This is a genomic window from Pedobacter westerhofensis, assembly GCF_900182595.1.
Taxonomy (GTDB): Bacteria; Bacteroidota; Bacteroidia; order Sphingobacteriales; family Sphingobacteriaceae; genus Pedobacter; species Pedobacter westerhofensis.
Window position 1 is genome coordinate 365,628 of the sequence record NZ_FXTN01000003.1, and the last position, 17,134, is coordinate 382,761.

Here is a 17,134-nt window from a genome sequence, read left to right on the forward strand (position 1 = left end):
GATGAAAAAAGATAATTTTCACTTGCTAATTACTGGTCTATTATTTACCACATTTCACTTGAAGGCCCAAGAAAATATTGAGTTAAGTATATATAATAATCAAACAGAAATAAAGTCTAACGGCAGTATCCGTTTGTTACCTGGCTTTTCGATCCCTGCAGGTAGCAATGTTCGAATTTATATTGAATCAGTTCCTACTGCCAGTTTCGCCAGTCAGCCTAGCGCCGATCAAAACTATACCAGCACCAAAATATTTAAAGTAGCTGGGATAAATTCAACCAACATTGAAAGTGTGCATGCTGCATCAGACCTTAATCAATTGATACAATATGTGGATGGACTTGGTCGGCCTATTCAGAATGTAACTGTTCAGGGAAGTCCAGCATTCAAAGATCTTGTGCAGCCGATAAACTACGATGCCCTTGGTCGTGAAGTGCTCAAATATTTACCGTATGCTCCACAGGATGCCAACAATGGTATTTACCGAACTTCAGGAATCAATGACGTGGGTAGTTTTTACAATAGTCCACCGGTTGGTGTCAAAGCAACAGCATATCCATATAGTGAAACGGTTTTTGAAAACTCACCTCTAAATAGAATCTCACAGCAGGGTGCTCCTGGAGCGGCCTGGCAGATAACAAATCAACATACCAATAAAATTGATTATGTTACCAATGTAGCTAACGAAGTCAAATTATGGAATGTTTCTGGAACTACAGCGACTGGCACGTCATATTTTGGTGCCGGAAAATTATACAAAACAATCAGCAGAGATGAAAATACTGATGTTACACAGAAAGCAGGGAGTATTGAAGAGTTCAAGGATTTTGTAGGTCATGTGGTGCTAAAACGACTTTGGGAAACAGAGAGTAAGAGTCTTAGTACTTATTATATTTATAATGACTTAGGGAATCTACAGTATGTGCTTCCTCCATCCGTAAATGAGAATGGCCCAGCAAGTTTGAGCAGTTTTAGTGAAAGCGATGACGCTTTCAACCAGTATATCTACGGCTATCACTATGATGGTCGCCAAAGATTGACCGAAAAGAAGATCCCAGGTAAATCGTGGGTTTATATGGTTTATAACCAATTAGATCAGTTAGTCCTGAGCCAGGATGGTGTGCAACGTTCTAAGACAAGTCCTGAGTGGAGTTTTAATAAGTATGATGCAACAGGCCGTGTTGTGATCAGTGGTGTATACGCGAGTACAGTATCGGCAGCAAGCTTGCAGACATTATTAAATAACGCAAGCTTATGGGAGACACCACAAAACAGCGGCAGTGGTTATACCACTGTAGCATTTCCTCAATCTGGCGGTGACAATTATAAGATCAATTATTATGACAATTATAATTTCCCAGGCGCCTCCAATTACGGTTTCAGTGGTGGAAGCAATCAGACGAAGTCACTGCTGACAGGTAGCCAAACGCGTGTATTGGGTACCACCACGATGCTTCAAAGTGTGAACTACTATGATGGGGAAGGCAGGCTGATCAAAAATTTTCATCAGCATTACTTGGGAGGAGTTAGCGCAACCGGCAATTATGATGAGACGACTAATACCTATGATTTTGCCGGGTTGTTAAAGTCAAGTAGCCGTAGCCATCATGCCAATTCAGCAGTGACAATTATTGATACCCGTATGGAATACGATCATCAGGGTAGGTTATATAATACTTATAAAAACATTAATGGCCAGGGGGAGATTCTTCTGAGTGGGAATACTTACAATGAGATCGGACAGTTGTTGCAAAAAAAACTTCATTCAGGCTTACAAACGACTAGTTATGCTTACAATGAAAGAGGTTGGTTGAAATCGGTATCCAGTAACGAATTCAGTGAAAACCTGACGTATGAAGACGGAACAGTCCCAGAATGGAATGGTAATATTGCCGACCAGCACTGGGGGACTGGTAGTAGTTTTCCGAATAGCTTTACATATAAGTATGATCACTTAAACCGTCTTACATCAGCAGGCAGCACAGGTGTAAAAATGAGTGAATCATTAACCTACGATTTAATGGGTAATATTTCAGAATTAACTCGTGATGGTAGTATTGGAAGCTATACCTATAATGGCAACCAGCTATATCAGGTTACTGGAACGTTGAGTACAGGTACTTATGCTTATGACGCTAATGGGAACGTAATTTCAGATGGCAGGACTGGAGTATCTCTGAACTACAACTATCTAAACCTACCCCAGATAATATCAAAGCAAGGTTTAGCAATAAATTATGTATATGATGCTGAAGGGACAAAACTTCGTAAAGTGAGTAATGCGGTAGCAACCGATTATGTAGGAGGTATCCAGTATACGAATGGGACTATTGACTTCATCCAGACCGAAGAAGGAGTGGCACGAAATAATGCTGGTACATATAGCTATGAATATAGTCTAGCGGATCATTTGGGAAATAACAGGGTTACGTTTTATAAGAATCCAGTAACAGGTGTATCGGAAAAGCTGCAGCAGGATGACTATTATGCTTTTGGTTTGAGGAAAGTTGCTCAAAATGGACAGAATAAATATTTGTACAATAAAAAGGAGTTGCAAGAGGAGTTAGGGCAATATGACTACGGGGCGAGGTTTTATGATCCGGTGATAGGGCGTTTTAATACTATAGACCCGCTTTCAGAAACGAGTAGACGTTTCAGTCCATATGCTTATGGCTTCAATAATCCAATAAGATTCATTGATCCTGATGGAATGGCTCCTGAAGATATAATATTAGTTGGAACAAAATCATATCGACAACAAGTTTTTAATCAGTTACAATCACTGACAAGTCAAAAAATTTCATTAAACACTAATGGAAAAGTTGAATTTTCTGGTACTCCATCTGGAGGGGCGAAGCCAGTTGGAACTGATTTGGTATCAAGTTTGATCGCAAGTGATCTGACAGTTGTTATTAAGGATACTAACAATGAAACTAACTCTGATGGTAATTCAACAAAGTTTAATGACATTGATGCCGCAACGGGAGAAAAGAATGGAGGAAGTGGATCTGTAGTGTCTTTTGATCCAAACGATCCAGGTAAAGGTGTCGTAAATTCAGATGGAACAACTGGGAGACCAGCTCAAGTTGGTCTTGGTCATGAACTTGGCCATGCAAAGGACGGGATTGAAGGAAAGGCTACAAACGAGAAATCAATAGTCAGAGATCCAGATCGCAGTAACAGAAGGGTCTATTTGGATAGTGATGAAATAAAAGTGAGAAAAAGTATAGATAATCCGATTAGAAAAGAACAAGGAGCTAAACCAAGAGCTTTACCTGTAATTGTACCATAATGAGATATTTAGGCTTAATAATTCTAATAATTGTTTGTAGCTCAGCCTGTAGGACTGAAGAATGTATTCGAAGTTGTTCTACAGACTTTAATATATCTGTTTTATCATTATGGGAAAAACAAACAAACATTAATATAAAATATCGGAGAAACAATAAGCTTAGATCGCTTTTTGAATCAGCGGCAAAGGATAAGATTTCTATATTTGACAGAAGGATCTTTCTGCAAGATATTTCTAATTTGAAAGAATTGGACTTGTACAAGTTTGACTCATTGATCGTTATTGAAATAAATAGGAGTGGTGAAGTATACACAAGCAAAAAATATTTGCTGGCTTCTTGTAGACAAGACGTAGTCATTATTAAATTTCAACTTAGCCCAAAGAAGTGGGAGCTTATTCAAACCTATAAATTAAGAAAGGATAAGCTAGATGATGCTGTTAAATTATTAACAAATAGAAGTGATACTACAATTTTCTGGGGAGATAATGTTACGGATCTAGTTGCCGTATCAAAATTTCGAGGGCAAAATGAAATTTCTGTAGAAGTGTTTGGCAATCTAAGTGAAAAGCAATATAAGGCATTAGGTATTATTGAGAAATAAATGAATAGTTATACAGAAAAGTCCTGAATCAGTTGATTTAGGGCTTTTCTCTTTAATGTGAATATGCTTTACCTGTTTTGGCATTCCTAATTATTGCGTTAGCCAGAAAATAAAGTTTGTCTTTTACTGATGGTTCGAGTTCTTCGATCTCATCGATGAGCTTCAGTGTATGCTTGTCGAAGTTGGCCTTGTCGCTTCCACCAGCCAGATAATCCAGGGTTACCTGAAGTGCATCAGCTATCTTTTTTGCGACCTCCACAGAAGGGGAAACCTCATTACGTTCGTAGCGTCCAATGATCTCCCTGGACACGCCTGCTGCTTTACTACATATAGGGTATACGTTAAAAAAGGGATGTGAGAAATATTAAAACATGGGACAGGTTCGTCAAAGTGTGATTACAGAATGGCTGAAAGAAAAAGACTTGCGCACCGTTCAGTACATGGCCGGGCACCGTTACGTGAGCAGCACAGAGCGCTACAAAACTAATGATCTGGAAGACCTGAAAGACGCGCTGCAGAAGTTCCATCCCTTAAGATCATCATCTCCCCCGCACAACCCTCAAGGCTTAAAAAACCCAGCCCAGCCCGAGGCGGGCTTCCCCCTGTGTTTTCTAGCCCTTCCCCGCGGCCCATGCTGCCGGTGAAGAACCGGCCCGTTGCTATATAACATAATACACATTATTGTCACAGCAAGTGATCCAGGAAAAAGGGCATGTTCAAGGCTGTGATAATAATAGTATTATGTTAAATAACCGCTCGGCTGACCCCGGCCGGCGCTCCGCCGTCTCCCTCCGGTCAGTCAGCGGCGTGGCCTGCGGCAGCATGTTATTGTCAATTGATGGTGGCAGTGCACGACTGGTCGGGGGAACAACCTTTGCCCTTTGAATCAAGGCCAGTGCTTTGCTGAAACTTGAAGCCTTCCAGATCATGGAACTGCACTACTTAATATTATAAAGATTTGAGTTTATACATGATCGCATTGATTTTTCGATTTTGTGCAGAAATTTTCATTTCCTGTTTATCATTCCTGTCTTTCTCAAGTTTTAGTTCATGATCTTTTTTAATCAGGTGGAGGGTCAATTCTTCCACCTTTTTTAACAGTAACATCTGCATTTCGTTGACATTTACGCCTTTCAATTCCATTTCATGGGCAGATGGGACTTCTGGAAGATGGCTGTTCATTCTAATGTAGTTCTCTGTTTCGGCAAGTGATAATAATCTGTAGTCATTTTTAAATACATAATCAGGTGCCGGTACAATATTATCTATTCTCACTTCCTTAGCATGAATTTTGCCATTGACGGTTAGCACTTCATCTGGAGTATAAGTACCAATACCCACAGAACCTCCAAAATAATTAATACCTGTTCCTCTAAAAAAGGCAGTTCCTTCATTGGAGTTTCCACCAGAATTGACATAATTATCCACAGTAGTTTTGAAAGTATGGCTTTCCCAACCTTCTTCCTGTAATGGTAAGGGGTGTTGAATTCCATCATAAACTGTAGGATTAACTATATTACCTGATTTGAAATAATAAGTGGTTCCTCCTCCTCTTAGCAATATGATTAAATCATAAGTACCGTTGTTTGGTGTAGCATCGCGCCAACCAGCAACGAAAAGTACATTTTGAACATTTAACTTATTATATATCTGATAAATATCTGCGTTCATAAATTTAGCCCCGTTTCCCCATCTAGTATTGTGAAAGGTAAATTTAGCAATCATTGATCCTCTCCAGTCAGAATTAAGATGCACAGCAGCTCTACCGACCTCTAAAACAGTGGCCGTACTGGCATCCCAGGCCCCATCTTGGAATTTTACCGGATAAAACTTATCAAGATCACCTCCTATAGTGAAAGATCCCGATTGTTGGGCGAAGTTTGGACCTGCCAAAAGCAGAAATAATAGTGTTAATAGTCTATTCATAATATTAATTATTTGAATTTTAGTGTGTAGCCTTACGATGTTGATTTTTGATACTGAATAACCAAGATCTCCATAGTTTCCACAAAAATTAGTAATTTGAGATTTGGCGCAGAAATTCACCTCAATGCTTCTCAACGGACTTTTCAAGCCGAAGGAGCTTTGCTTCGAGCAGGTTCACTTTTTTATTTTGATCAATAATATAGAGCGTCATTTCCTCAATCTTTTGCAAAAGCTTCGTATTCAATTCACCGATATTACTCCCCTTTTCCATCATCTCTTTAGCTGAATCAATGTCTGGCAGATGTTTCCGTTCTTTGATAAATGTCTCCAAATCTTTTAATGGAATAGGCTTGTAGTCGTTTTCAAAAACAAAATCAGCGCCACTCATGTCTACCCTGATCTCTCTCGCACGCACTGATCCTATAACATCCAATTTATAACCTGGGGTTATAGTCCCTATCCCAACATTTCCACTGGTATTTACTACCATTCTTGTTACGTAATTTAAGTTTTGAGAAGAAACCGAAGGATTTGCAGTTTGGATCTGTAGGCCGTTTATTCCATTGTCAGTGTTTGACAACAAACGGACACCATAGGAGTCAGTATTCCCAGCATGGTTGATAAATTCTAATCCACCAGCACCGTTTCCATATTGCCCGAGTTTTACCTGTTCAAAATTATAAGTGCCAGGTATGCTGATTTTCAAATTTTCTACATTAAGAGCATCTCCTATCTGCAGCCTTTCCAACGGGGAATTTGTTCCAAATCCTATATTCCCATTAGCTTGAACAGTAAATTTGGCTGAAGAGAGTGCCTGAGATGTCCCAATTGAGTACTTTTGGTTTCCGGATTCATCATATAGTATTCCGCTGTTCCAATATTCTGTACCTGCCTGTTTGAATGCCGTTAAAGCAGGCCTGTTAAATCTCCCGGAATGGATTGTCATCAATGCACCTTCAATTCCAGAATTTTCGAGTAATAAATTACCTGTCGGGGTACGAAGATGAAGAGAGGCAATAGGTGAACTCGTTCCGATGCCTATATTCCCATTATCTGAAGCCCCTTGTATGGTACCACCAGGAGTAAAGATTTGTGCATTACCCTTGATTATCGAGCTCAGCGATATAAGGCCGATCATAAGTGTTTTTTTCATATTTATACTATCCTAATGGTTTTCTGAATCATATATCCAATGTTTAATACATAAAATGATAGTTAAAGTGTTATTTTTAACTTCTTCGCAAGCAGGATCAGTTGGGCTTGAAGCTCATCAATTTGTTCGTGCTGCTTCTGGTTGATTTTCTTTTGAGACTCTGCTGCCTTTTGCTGGTTCTGCAACTGTTCGTTTTGCTCAAGCAAATACAATGTTAGCTCTTCAACCTTCTTAACTAAGATCGTATTCATCTCACCCAAATCAACCCCATTTTTAGCTACGTGACCCGCAGAGGGAATATCAGGTAAATGTTGATTTTCATTTATAAATTTTCTTAGGTCGGACAGGGGAGCTAATTTATATGCAGGCTTGAACACATAGTCAGGCCAGTCAGAAAATGGTTTAACATTAACAGACGTGGCAATTATATCTCCATTTACTGCCAGCTTGTGTCCCATAGTATTATTAGTGCCTATCCCTATATTTCCATAAGGATCAATAATCATTTTATCTGAAATTGTATTTCCTAAAGCGGTTGAGAAATACATGCTGGTATTAATGTAATCGGATCTTACCAACCTAATCTGGCCTGCCAGCGCTGGCAGATTGGTATTATCCCCAATTGCCATATCAATAGAAACTCCCGTGCCAGCAGAGGGTGAACCGGGATTATATTGTTCGAGTCTCAAAAGGGGAGTGATGCTGGCGCCATTCCCTTGCGCCGAAACAGTGAGTTTTTGTGAAGGCGTTATAGTTCCAACCCCTAAATTTCCATAAGGATCAAGTACCATCTTATCTGATAAGTTGTTACTGTTAGCTGTGGAAAAATACATAGTTGAATTATTATAATTAGACCTCATTAACCGGATCTGTCCTGCTAAACTGGGAACATTGGTATTATCCCCGATAGCCATATCGATGGCAACACCTGTCCCATTTACAGGAGACCCATAATTATATTGTTCAAGCCTTAAAAGATGGGTTACACTTGCACCATCACCTTGAGCGGATATTGTAAATCTCTGTAAAGGGTTTGCCGTACCAACACCCACATTTCCGTTAGCCGCGAGCCGCATGCTTTCAGTAGTATTTGCATATAGGGCTAGCCCTGTACTATTACTGTGCAGATTTTCGGCAACACTACTTATTCCAGCCCACTTATTAAGATCACCCAGATATCCAGAATACAACTTTAAGCCATTGATCTCTCCCGGATTTACCGCATTAGTCCTGAGATTCATTAGCCAACCATAGTTTGAGTTTTGAACTTCTAAATTTGATGCAGGCGTTGCTGTTCCTATGCCAACATTCCCAGAGTTGTAATATATTGGGCCAGGAGCATTTCCCGTCCACCGGGCATGTGTGATCATTGGAAAAAGAAAAGATATAATTAGTACTTTAAAGAAATTTGATTTCATTTTAACATTGATTTAAAAATATATTAATAAAAAATTAGGCGAATACAGTAAGATTATAAAGAATCACAAATCAATGCTTTAAAAATTTGTTTGACAATTGAGACTTCAATAAATTGATTTCTTTTTGTTGTTTCACATTGTCCTTTCTTAAAGAATCAAATTGTTGGTCTTTTTCAATCAGGTATAAGGTAACCTCTTCGATCATTTTTGTTTGTGCTTTAATAATTTCGCCTATATTCAAGCCATTGTTTGACACATCTTCAGCCGAAGGAAGGTCTGGTAAATGTTTGTGATGTCCTATATAATGTTTCAAAGCAGCAAGTGATCTCATTTGGTAGTTTGGTCGAAACACATAGTCTGGCCAATTGTCCATCTCAACCTTTATCTCCTTCGATCTGATATTTCCGTTCACCGCAAGTTTATAACCTCTGGTATTTGCTGTTCCAATACCAACATCTCCATTTGAAGCTACGGACACAGCATCTATCTTTATCGAATTATTCATGGTGAATAAACTTAATGCACCAGCAATTGCACCGTCAGTTCCACTCTTCAATTGGCTTTCAATACCTCCAATTTTTTCAAAAGTACCATTGTTAACCAGATTTTTAAAAGTAATACCGGGGCCTGCTGCTGCTGACAAAACATTCCTGGAAATGATAACCTGATCACCGTTGGTTTGACTCATTACTTCCAATACACTGGATGGAGTCGCAGTTCCTATACCTATATTGCCATTGGAAGCAATAGACATTGCGTTAATCTTACTCGAATTGTTGATTGTAAACAGGCTTAAAGAACCTGCAATCGCACTGGTACTCCCACTCCTTAACTGACTTTCCAAGCCGCCAATTGTTTCAAGAGTGCCACTATTTACAATGTTTCTGAATGTGATGCCCGGCCCCTGGGCGCCTGCCAAAACATTCCTGGAAATAATCAGCTGATCACCATTCGATTGCCCCAATATTTCTAATTTTCCAGAAGGATTGGTTGTTCCTATCCCAACATTACTTCCTTGTTCAAAGATGTTGCTTTGTGCATACAATGAACATGCACTTCCCAAAGATAATAAGGTAAAAAATATTTTTTTCATCGATCAACAATTATCACATTTATTCTGTTATTATCTGTAAGCACGAATCTGATCTTATTATTTCTCGGATAATTTGTTAAGCTTACACTCGAGATCGTTAACGCGGTCGTTCAACTTTTCTAATCTTTTAATTTCTTTATCTTTTTGAATTAAGTGTAGGGTAAGCTCCTCAATCTTCTGCAGGAGCAACTTATTCACTTCACCCAAATTAATCCCATTAGCCTTAACATCTGCAGCTTTAGGAAGTCCCGCGAGATGGCCATTATCCATGATATATTTTTCTGTTTCCGCGAGCGTAGTTAAATAATAACCTTTTTCAAAAACAAAATCTGGCCAATTAGCCGATTCTACTTTAATTTCCTGCGCCCTAATATTTCCATTTACAGACAGCTTTTCTTTAGGATTTGTAGTTCCAATTCCGACATTCCCCATGAAATAACTTTTGCCTGTTCCAGAAAAATACGCTGTTCCTTGCCGTGATAGACCACCGGAATTTACGTAAGCATCAACGATAGTTTTATAAGATTGATCCGGACCTCCAACTTCATGATAAGGCAGTGGATTCTGTATGCCATCATACACTACCGGATTTGTGGTAACATTTGACTTGAAAAAATAGGTTGTACCCCCTCCCCTTAGCCAGATTATATTAGCGTATCCATTATTGTTTCCGGTTGCATCTTTATATCCTGCAACAAATTCCACCGTTTGTACGGATAACCTGTTATAGATCTGAAATATATCAGCATCTATAAAATTTGCTCCATTCCCCCATTGGTTAGAGTGAAATCTAAATTTAGCTATCATTGACCCTCTCCAATCGCTATCGTAATGCACAGCAGACCTTCCCAGGTCTAATTCGGTCGCAATGTTTTGATCCCAACCACCATCTAAAAATGTAACCGGGTAAAACTTATCAAGATCACCCCCTACCTTAAAAGAGCCAGTTTGCTGGGCATAAACACCAGGCGACACTAAAATCACCAATATGATGAGCATATTTTTTGTTATTGTTATTAAGCGTTTGAATATTTCTTTTATGTTAATAATCATTTTTTTTCAATTTTTGTGAGACGGCTGTTCAACATTTCAAGTTTGGAATTAACTTCATTGAGCTGGATCGCTTGTTGGTTGAGTTGTTCGTCTTTCTGAATCAAATAAAGTGTCAATTCTTCTATTTTCTTCATCAATAATTTATTCATTGCTCCAAGGCTCAACCCTTTTTCACCAATCTCCTTTCCAGACGGGATTTCTGACAGATGTTCATTTTGAATGATATAAGCCTTGACTTCATCCAGCGGCGGCAACTTATATCCAGGCTTAAACACATAGTCCGGCCAGTTTTGGGATTCTACTTTTATTTCTCTTGCGCGAATGTTACCATTCACGGAGAGCTTCTCTGTAGGTGTGGCGGTGCCAATGCCGACATTTCCATTCGTCAGCGCTTTAATGGCGATAAAAGCGCTTGCTGGATTGTAATTATTACCAACATAAAGATCCCATTCATTTGTCATCGGTAGAAAACTTTTCACAGTAAGGTCATTGCCCCTTGACTCTATTGGAGTATATCCATAGTTTTCATTCATACACGTTACGTTGATTACAACTGTAATTGGACTTGACTGTAATCCTAATGTATTGACAGCACGAATACGAAATCTTGGATTTGCATATTCAGTATTACAATCTATGGTAAAATTTTGTCCTTGATCCAGATACCCATTATTGTTCACCCGTCCTACTTCACGCCAAACAGACGGATTAGAATGTGAAATACTGGCAATGTGAGTAGCACCCGCTGCAATATTAATTCGGGTATAAGCTATTGACACAGAATAATAACCTCCTGCAGCAGCATCCCCGGGCTGTACCCTTAGGAATTCAACGTAGTCGCCAACAACAAATCCAGCCGGAAAAGTTATGGTTGTTGAATAGTCAGAACCTCTAAATTCAGACTTCTTATTAGAAGCCGAGGCAATCAAACTGATGTGTAGTACCAATGCTATAAGAAGTAGGTAGTTCAGATATTTTTTTTTCATCGGATATATTTGTTAGATACTATTCTGGAAAATAGGCTAACGGCAACAAGGATTAAGATTTATTTTCCAGGGTCTTAATTTTCAAAAGGATTTGATCAATTGTAGCTTTTTGAGCAAATAACTGAACTTGTTAAGTTTCATTTTTTAGTCGTTCATTTTCTAGCTCATTTAGGTAGTATAAGAGTTTTAATAAAGGATTATTGCAGTATCTAATAGCATTCTAGTTAAGTCTAGAATATTTGATCCACTTATTTGATATTGCTTAAATATTAGTGTTATAACTATTTATGAGTACGATAAACTGATCATTACTTAACAGGCATTTTTGCAGTACCTTTTCTAATCGCCGCCTGCAAAAGCATTCTCAACTCATCAATATCCCGCTGTTGATTTCTGTACTTCAACTCATACTCCTTCTCTCTTTGATCTTTCTCAATCAGGTACAAGGTTAACTCTTCTATTTTCTTGGTTTGTATTTTCACTATTTCACCAAGATCTATTCCGTGGCTGATCACGTCCTTCTCTGATGGCATATCAGGCAAGTGATGATAACGATCAATAAATGTCTTCACTTTTGAAAGTGGAGTGAGCTGATAGGAAGGCTGAAAAACAAAATCACTCCAGCCATTCATATCAACTTTTACGGATTGTGAATGAATGATTCCAGCTACAGCCAGCTTAGCGTCTGGTGATGCGATACCTATACCTATCTTTCCATCATTGGTAATTCTCATCGCAAGATTATCATCTGTAGAAGCCCCTGGTACACCAGTAATGAAATCCATATTATAAAGTCCCGCATTCAATGTTAAGCTTCCTGTTCCGGCCACTATCAATCCCTGACGAACATTGGCACTTGTGACACGCTGACCAATATAACCACCGAATGATTTACTCCCGTCACCATTTATAATACTGACGGTCCGATCAATAGAATTATTATCAGGTGATCCGGCTACTACAAGCTTTGTTTCAGGAGAAGTTATACCTATGCCTACATTTCCCTGTGAGTTTATGATCATGCGCTTTTGATCATTCGTACTGAAATTTATATAATCATGATAGAATTCGGCAGACATAGACGGGTTATTGAATCCATATTCAGTCCATATTTCAAATGCACGGGTATTAAAGGTTTTTTTGCTTGCGCGCAGCATTTTGATACCGGACGAGGCATCACCCAGATATATTGACGTTTCACCAGCATTACTAGAATTACTAAGTGCTGAATTGATAATTCCTAAAGGGTGATCAGCACCATTTATGAATAGTTTGTAGGAGGGGTTGCTGATACCAATCCCTACATTTCCGATGTTTGTATTGTAAACATTATCACCATTTGGTATCCATTGCGCAAAACACGAAGATGTTGTCAAAAAAGATATCAGGAGGAAGATAAAGTGTTTCATTTTTTGAGATCGTTAATCAGTCATCATATTATATTTAACTAAAATAACAATATTGGCATTTAATAACGAATAATAAGGAGCAAAAAATAAAAAGTTAATATTTATTTAATCAATTAAGTGAATGAAATTCAACAAACAATTTGACTAGAATTAATTAGTACTTGAAACAAATGATACATCTATTGTAGAAGATGCAGTATTTCACGTCCAGTCATTGTTCAATTTTTGTCTACTATGCGAGATTGGATAATTTGGTCTATCCATCCGGTTTTGCCAAATGTTAGCAATGAGCCATCAGGCAATTTGTTATAACGTTAATCTTTTTTTTATAGGAGCAACGAAAACTAAAAATGTAGCAACCTTAAAGTCGCTTACCTGATTTCTTCAATTGAGTTAGCTGTGTGGTCAATAGATCGATCTGTTCCTGCTGTGCATCATTCCTATGCTTTTCTTTGTCAACCTGGATATCCTTTTCTATTAGGTAAAGAGTCAATTCTTCAACTTTCTTCATTAAAATCTTGTTCATCTCTCCAAGTTGTAGTCCCTTCTCTATGATTTCCTTTTCTGACGGTACGCCCGGTAAATGGTGATTCTGATTGATATAAGTTTTCACATTAGCAAGAGGAACCAGATTGTAATCTTTTTGAAATACATCATCAGACCAACCTTTCATATCAACCAACACTTCCTGGGAATGAATAATTCCTTTTACTGCTAATTTTTCCTTTGGGTTTTCAATACCTATTCCCACATTCCCACTAAAATACCCTTCACCATCAGCCCTAACGTAAAACTTCGTTAATCCCGCAGTGATACCATCATAAAGAAAATTTAAGGTTCCGTTGTCATTATCGGTAACAGCATGAAATATTCCTAAGGGATAACTGTAGGTAGTCCCTGTCTGATGGCCTGTAAAAAAAGATTGCCCCGCAGCTGTAGTTATATTTATATTGCTGTTGATGAGCTTACCGTCGCTATTTGCGGTAAGAACCTGCGACCATTGTTGACCGGGATTCCCATTAGTTTTACGGAAATATAGTATCTGGTCATAAAAGTTTCCTGAGAACTGCATCGCGTAATTATTGCTGAGATTGGAGTGTCGAACATCGAGTAAATGCCACCATCCCTGTGCACCAGCAGGAAAATTCACAGGAGCGAGAGTCTGATAAAATCCTGATTTCGCTCCTTCACTACCAGATAAGCCCGCGTCATTCCTATATTCCGTTCTAGAATCCAGCTCCCCCCACTGTGCTTTAACAAAGCTAACCTGAAAGAGCACTATGCAAATTAAAATGTAAAATTTATTATTCATGACTGTATATACTGTAATTGCTTTACTTGTGAAAAAAGCATCTCCAAAGCTTATTAAATTACTTTAGAGATTGGTTCCCGCTTATGTCGTTTGTCTTTCGACACTCAAAGCCGGCGCATATTATTATTTAACAAGTGGAATTAATTTAATAAATTCATCACTTTTTCACAACTCCAAGAGACTTCATCTTTTTTTCAAGATCAATAATCTTTTTATTCTGTTTAATCATATATAGAGTCAATTCCTCGATTTTTTGTAAAAGAACAGAATTTAAGTCGCCTAAATCAGCTCCATTTTTTTTCATCTCTTTAGCTGATGCTACATCAGGCAAATGTTTGTTTACTTTCACAAATTTTTCGAGGTCATCCACAGTCCTCAACCTATAATTATCATCGAAAACAAAATCAGCACCATCTATATCTACCTTGATTTCACGGGACCTTATTGTTCCGATTACATCAAGTTTGTACTGCGGGGCTGATGTTCCCAACCCTAAGTCATGCTGTCATATACTAACAAAATTAATAAAAAGATCACTTTAATCTGATCAGATCATGAAAACGCATTATAAAAAGATAATCATTGATATCATTGCATGTCTTTTCATCCTGCTATTCCTTTATACCGCAGCAAATAAAGTCTGGGAGTTTCACAATTTCGATTGGGTACTGAGCACTTTGCCCATGATTGGAGAACTCCATAAAATTATTGCTTATTCCGTTCCCACTGCAGAGATCATCACCAGTTGTCTTTTGCTTGTTCCCCTCACCCGCAGAGACGGATTGATCTATTCATTCCTGCTTATGCTGATTTTTACTACCTACCTCCTATTCATGGTCATTTACACAAAAGACTTGCCTTGCAACTGTGGCGGAGTCATTTCTCACCTCTCCTGGAAGCAGCATATCGTTTTCAATTTATTCTTCCTGGCCCTTTCCCTTATAGCATTCAATTTTAATAAAGATATCGTGCGTACAAAACAGGTAAAGCGATGACCTGGTTAAAGAAACATCGTGTTTTTTTTATCATCTAATCTTAATATTATGAACCAAGTTTTAATGGGTTTTCTGATTGCCGGAACGGCACTGGGAGGCAGTGCGTTAACAAATGTAGAGTCGCACACTACAGCAATGAACGGTAAAACGCTTGCACCGGGGTTACTTTGTACAAAAAGCAACAAACAGTTATACCTATGTTTCAACGATGACAGCTGATCAGGGCAATTGTATAACCGAAACCCCATCGAGGTGTAAGTATACAGTGCCCGCCCAAAATTCTATCCCATCAACCGGCCCCTATTCAGAATCAGAACTTCAGGAGTTTGGTCTACAACCAACAAATGACTTACATAGAATCTGGATTGAAGAGCCGGAACAGCAAAATTAGATATTAGCCGAAACTCTTCAGTATTTAGCCCCCCTTACTTTAAGAGTAAGGGGGGCTAACTTAGTCGTTAACATTAAGCGCCTGGCTTATCATTTCGATCATATCCTTCATCCCGCGCGGCATTTCTGACGCGAACATTCGCCCATCCCTTCCAACCAGGATAAACCTTGGAAAGCCCTGCAAATTGTATTTCTTCAAAAACGGATGACTTGTCCCCATACCTTCGGTAAAAAGATTGATGCTGCCCGGATTGGTGTAGAAGCCTCCTTTCACGCTCTTTAACCACATAGACCTGTCTTTATCTGCACATACACTGACGAACACCACGTCCGGGTTGTGAATAAAAGATGGCAAAACTTCCTTTTCAACCCGTTTGGCCATTCCGGAGCAGCTGGAGCAGCCCGTAAACCAGCAGTCGATCACCACAACTTTATTTTTAAAATCGCTTAACCGAAAGATATGGCCGCTTGTATCAGGCAAACTAAAATTGTAAGCCATGGCTCCTGCCTTTCTGCTTTCAGAAAGCGCAATCAGATATTTTCGGTTTGCGGGTGAACGGATATATTCCAGCGCCAGGGAATAAACCTCTTCCGGGTTACGGCTGTTAGTTACTGTAGGATACCTGCACAAATAACGCATCAGCGTTTTTTCCAGCACCAGGCCCTTGTTTTGCAAGATTAACTCCTTACAGATGGCCAATGGCCTATCTTGTTTACTTACATTTTTCAGGGCTACCATCTCCAGTGCCCTGAAAAGCAAATAACTCATATACTCTGCTGATTGTGATTGTACCGCTGCTAAGATCTTTGGTTTACCCTGATCAAGTTTGGCGTACAGGTAATCCAAATTCTCGGCGGTTGTATACTGCTTTCTCTGGCCACTAATATAACCCAGTGAAAAGGCCGCTGCCCGGGCGTAAATATCCGCCTGCAATTGCTGGTACATCAATGCGCTGATTTCTTTTTTAAAAGGCTTCAATAACTCCAGATCTGCCTGCCAGGCTGTATTTGCTGCCGAAACCAAAGAATCAAGTATCAGTTTGTCGTATTTTCGATGTGCAGAAATGTTTCTATAGGTACGCACCTCTCCAGCCATGATTTTTGTCCTGGCAATCAATTTGCCGGAACCCTGTCCTGAGAATATAAACTCATCTGGTTTGGGAAAGGATGAGCCGTCACCAGAAAATACAATGTGAATATCATCACCTTCTTCTATATAATTTGATAAAAAAAGATACTCTCCCACTTCCATGATCAGCGTCCGGTATTTGCTGATTCCTAAAATATGAAACTTAAAGTCGCCATTTACATCTGCACTAGCCCGCTGCTCCACTGCACCTATCTTAAAATCGATATGATCCTGTACAGTGAAGAGCAAAAGCGGTTTCTTCGCCATTTCCCTATTGGTTACATGGACAGTGAGGTATGCATCTCCTTCAGCGTATGCACTATTGGAAAAAGCGAAAATCAGGAGAAAAAAGGTTAACATTTTATAAGTCATCGTG

General features: G+C 39.0%; 16 protein-coding genes. 5 read left to right on the top strand and 11 right to left on the bottom strand.

All coding sequences use genetic code 11. The features are described 5' to 3' along the window. The first annotated feature begins 1 nt into the window (after position 1). Positions 2–3,292 (top strand): DUF6443 domain-containing protein, encoded by a 3,291-nt coding sequence (locus tag FN831_RS06935; protein WP_142527481.1) that lies wholly within the window; start codon positions 2–4, stop codon positions 3,290–3,292. Then, positions 3,292–3,894 carry a hypothetical protein gene (locus FN831_RS06940; RefSeq protein ID WP_142527482.1) on the top strand — a complete coding sequence of 201 codons (603 nt, stop codon included), beginning with the start codon at positions 3,292–3,294 and terminating at the stop codon, positions 3,892–3,894. Before FN831_RS06935 ends, FN831_RS06940 begins: the two co-directional genes overlap by 1 nt. Positions 3,895–3,946: 52 nt before the next feature. Here the strand turns inward: FN831_RS06940 and FN831_RS06945 are convergent, their stop codons facing one another. Further along, positions 3,947–4,204 (bottom strand): helix-turn-helix domain-containing protein, encoded by a 258-nt coding sequence (locus FN831_RS06945; protein WP_185960408.1) that lies wholly within the window; start codon positions 4,202–4,204, stop codon positions 3,947–3,949. 61 nt (positions 4,205–4,265) lie between these two features. Between FN831_RS06945 and FN831_RS27635 the strand changes: the two genes are divergently transcribed. Beyond that, on the top strand, positions 4,266–4,538 hold the full coding sequence (locus FN831_RS27635) for a hypothetical protein (RefSeq protein ID WP_185960409.1): 273 nt from the start codon (positions 4,266–4,268) through the stop codon (positions 4,536–4,538). Positions 4,539–4,842: 304 nt separating this feature from the next. On the opposite strand, the gene FN831_RS06955 is transcribed toward FN831_RS27635, so the two are convergent. From FN831_RS06955 to FN831_RS06995, 9 genes are all read right to left on the bottom strand, one after another. Next, on the bottom strand, positions 4,843–5,820 hold the full coding sequence (locus FN831_RS06955) for a tail fiber protein (protein ID WP_142527484.1): 978 nt from the start codon (positions 5,818–5,820) through the stop codon (positions 4,843–4,845). A gap of 121 nt (positions 5,821–5,941) precedes the next feature. After that, a complete protein-coding gene (locus tag FN831_RS06960) occupies positions 5,942–6,973 on the bottom strand; it encodes a hypothetical protein (RefSeq protein ID WP_142527485.1) in 1,032 nt (343 codons plus the stop codon). A 62-nt stretch (positions 6,974–7,035) separates the two neighbouring features. Further along, positions 7,036–8,391, bottom strand: a complete 1,356-nt coding sequence (locus FN831_RS06965; protein ID WP_142527486.1) for a hypothetical protein — start codon at positions 8,389–8,391, stop codon at positions 7,036–7,038. Positions 8,392–8,461: 70 nt separating this feature from the next. Then, positions 8,462–9,484 (bottom strand): hypothetical protein, encoded by a 1,023-nt coding sequence (locus tag FN831_RS06970; RefSeq protein WP_142527487.1) that lies wholly within the window; start codon positions 9,482–9,484, stop codon positions 8,462–8,464. A gap of 57 nt (positions 9,485–9,541) precedes the next feature. Next, positions 9,542–10,537: a hypothetical protein gene (locus FN831_RS06975; protein WP_142527488.1), complete on the bottom strand. Its 996-nt coding sequence runs from the start codon at positions 10,535–10,537 to the stop codon at positions 9,542–9,544. Next, on the bottom strand, positions 10,534–11,523 hold the full coding sequence (locus FN831_RS28100; protein WP_246101395.1) for a hypothetical protein: 990 nt from the start codon (positions 11,521–11,523) through the stop codon (positions 10,534–10,536). Before FN831_RS28100 ends, FN831_RS06975 begins: the two co-directional genes overlap by 4 nt. A 308-nt stretch (positions 11,524–11,831) precedes the next feature. Then, positions 11,832–12,932: a hypothetical protein gene (locus FN831_RS06985; RefSeq protein ID WP_142527489.1), complete on the bottom strand. Its 1,101-nt coding sequence runs from the start codon at positions 12,930–12,932 to the stop codon at positions 11,832–11,834. Between the two features lie 361 nt (positions 12,933–13,293). Then, on the bottom strand, positions 13,294–14,244 hold the full coding sequence (locus FN831_RS06990; protein WP_142527490.1) for a hypothetical protein: 951 nt from the start codon (positions 14,242–14,244) through the stop codon (positions 13,294–13,296). Positions 14,245–14,401: 157 nt separating this feature from the next. Then, positions 14,402–14,734, bottom strand: a complete 333-nt coding sequence (locus FN831_RS06995; protein ID WP_142527491.1) for a hypothetical protein — start codon at positions 14,732–14,734, stop codon at positions 14,402–14,404. A gap of 64 nt (positions 14,735–14,798) precedes the next feature. Here FN831_RS06995 and FN831_RS07000 point away from each other — a divergent pair, with 64 nt between their 5' ends. Together FN831_RS07000 and FN831_RS27640 are read left to right on the top strand one after the other, a co-directional pair. Next, complete coding sequence (locus tag FN831_RS07000) at positions 14,799–15,239, top strand: MauE/DoxX family redox-associated membrane protein (protein ID WP_142527492.1); 441 nt, start codon at positions 14,799–14,801, stop codon at positions 15,237–15,239. 48 nt (positions 15,240–15,287) lie between these two features. Then, a complete protein-coding gene (locus FN831_RS27640) occupies positions 15,288–15,458 on the top strand; it encodes a hypothetical protein (RefSeq protein WP_185960410.1) in 171 nt (56 codons plus the stop codon). 232 nt (positions 15,459–15,690) lie between these two features. Here the strand turns inward: FN831_RS27640 and FN831_RS07005 are convergent, their stop codons facing one another. Beyond that, positions 15,691–17,130, bottom strand: a complete 1,440-nt coding sequence (locus FN831_RS07005; RefSeq protein WP_142527493.1) for a TlpA family protein disulfide reductase — start codon at positions 17,128–17,130, stop codon at positions 15,691–15,693. Positions 17,131–17,134: the final 4 nt, after the last annotated feature.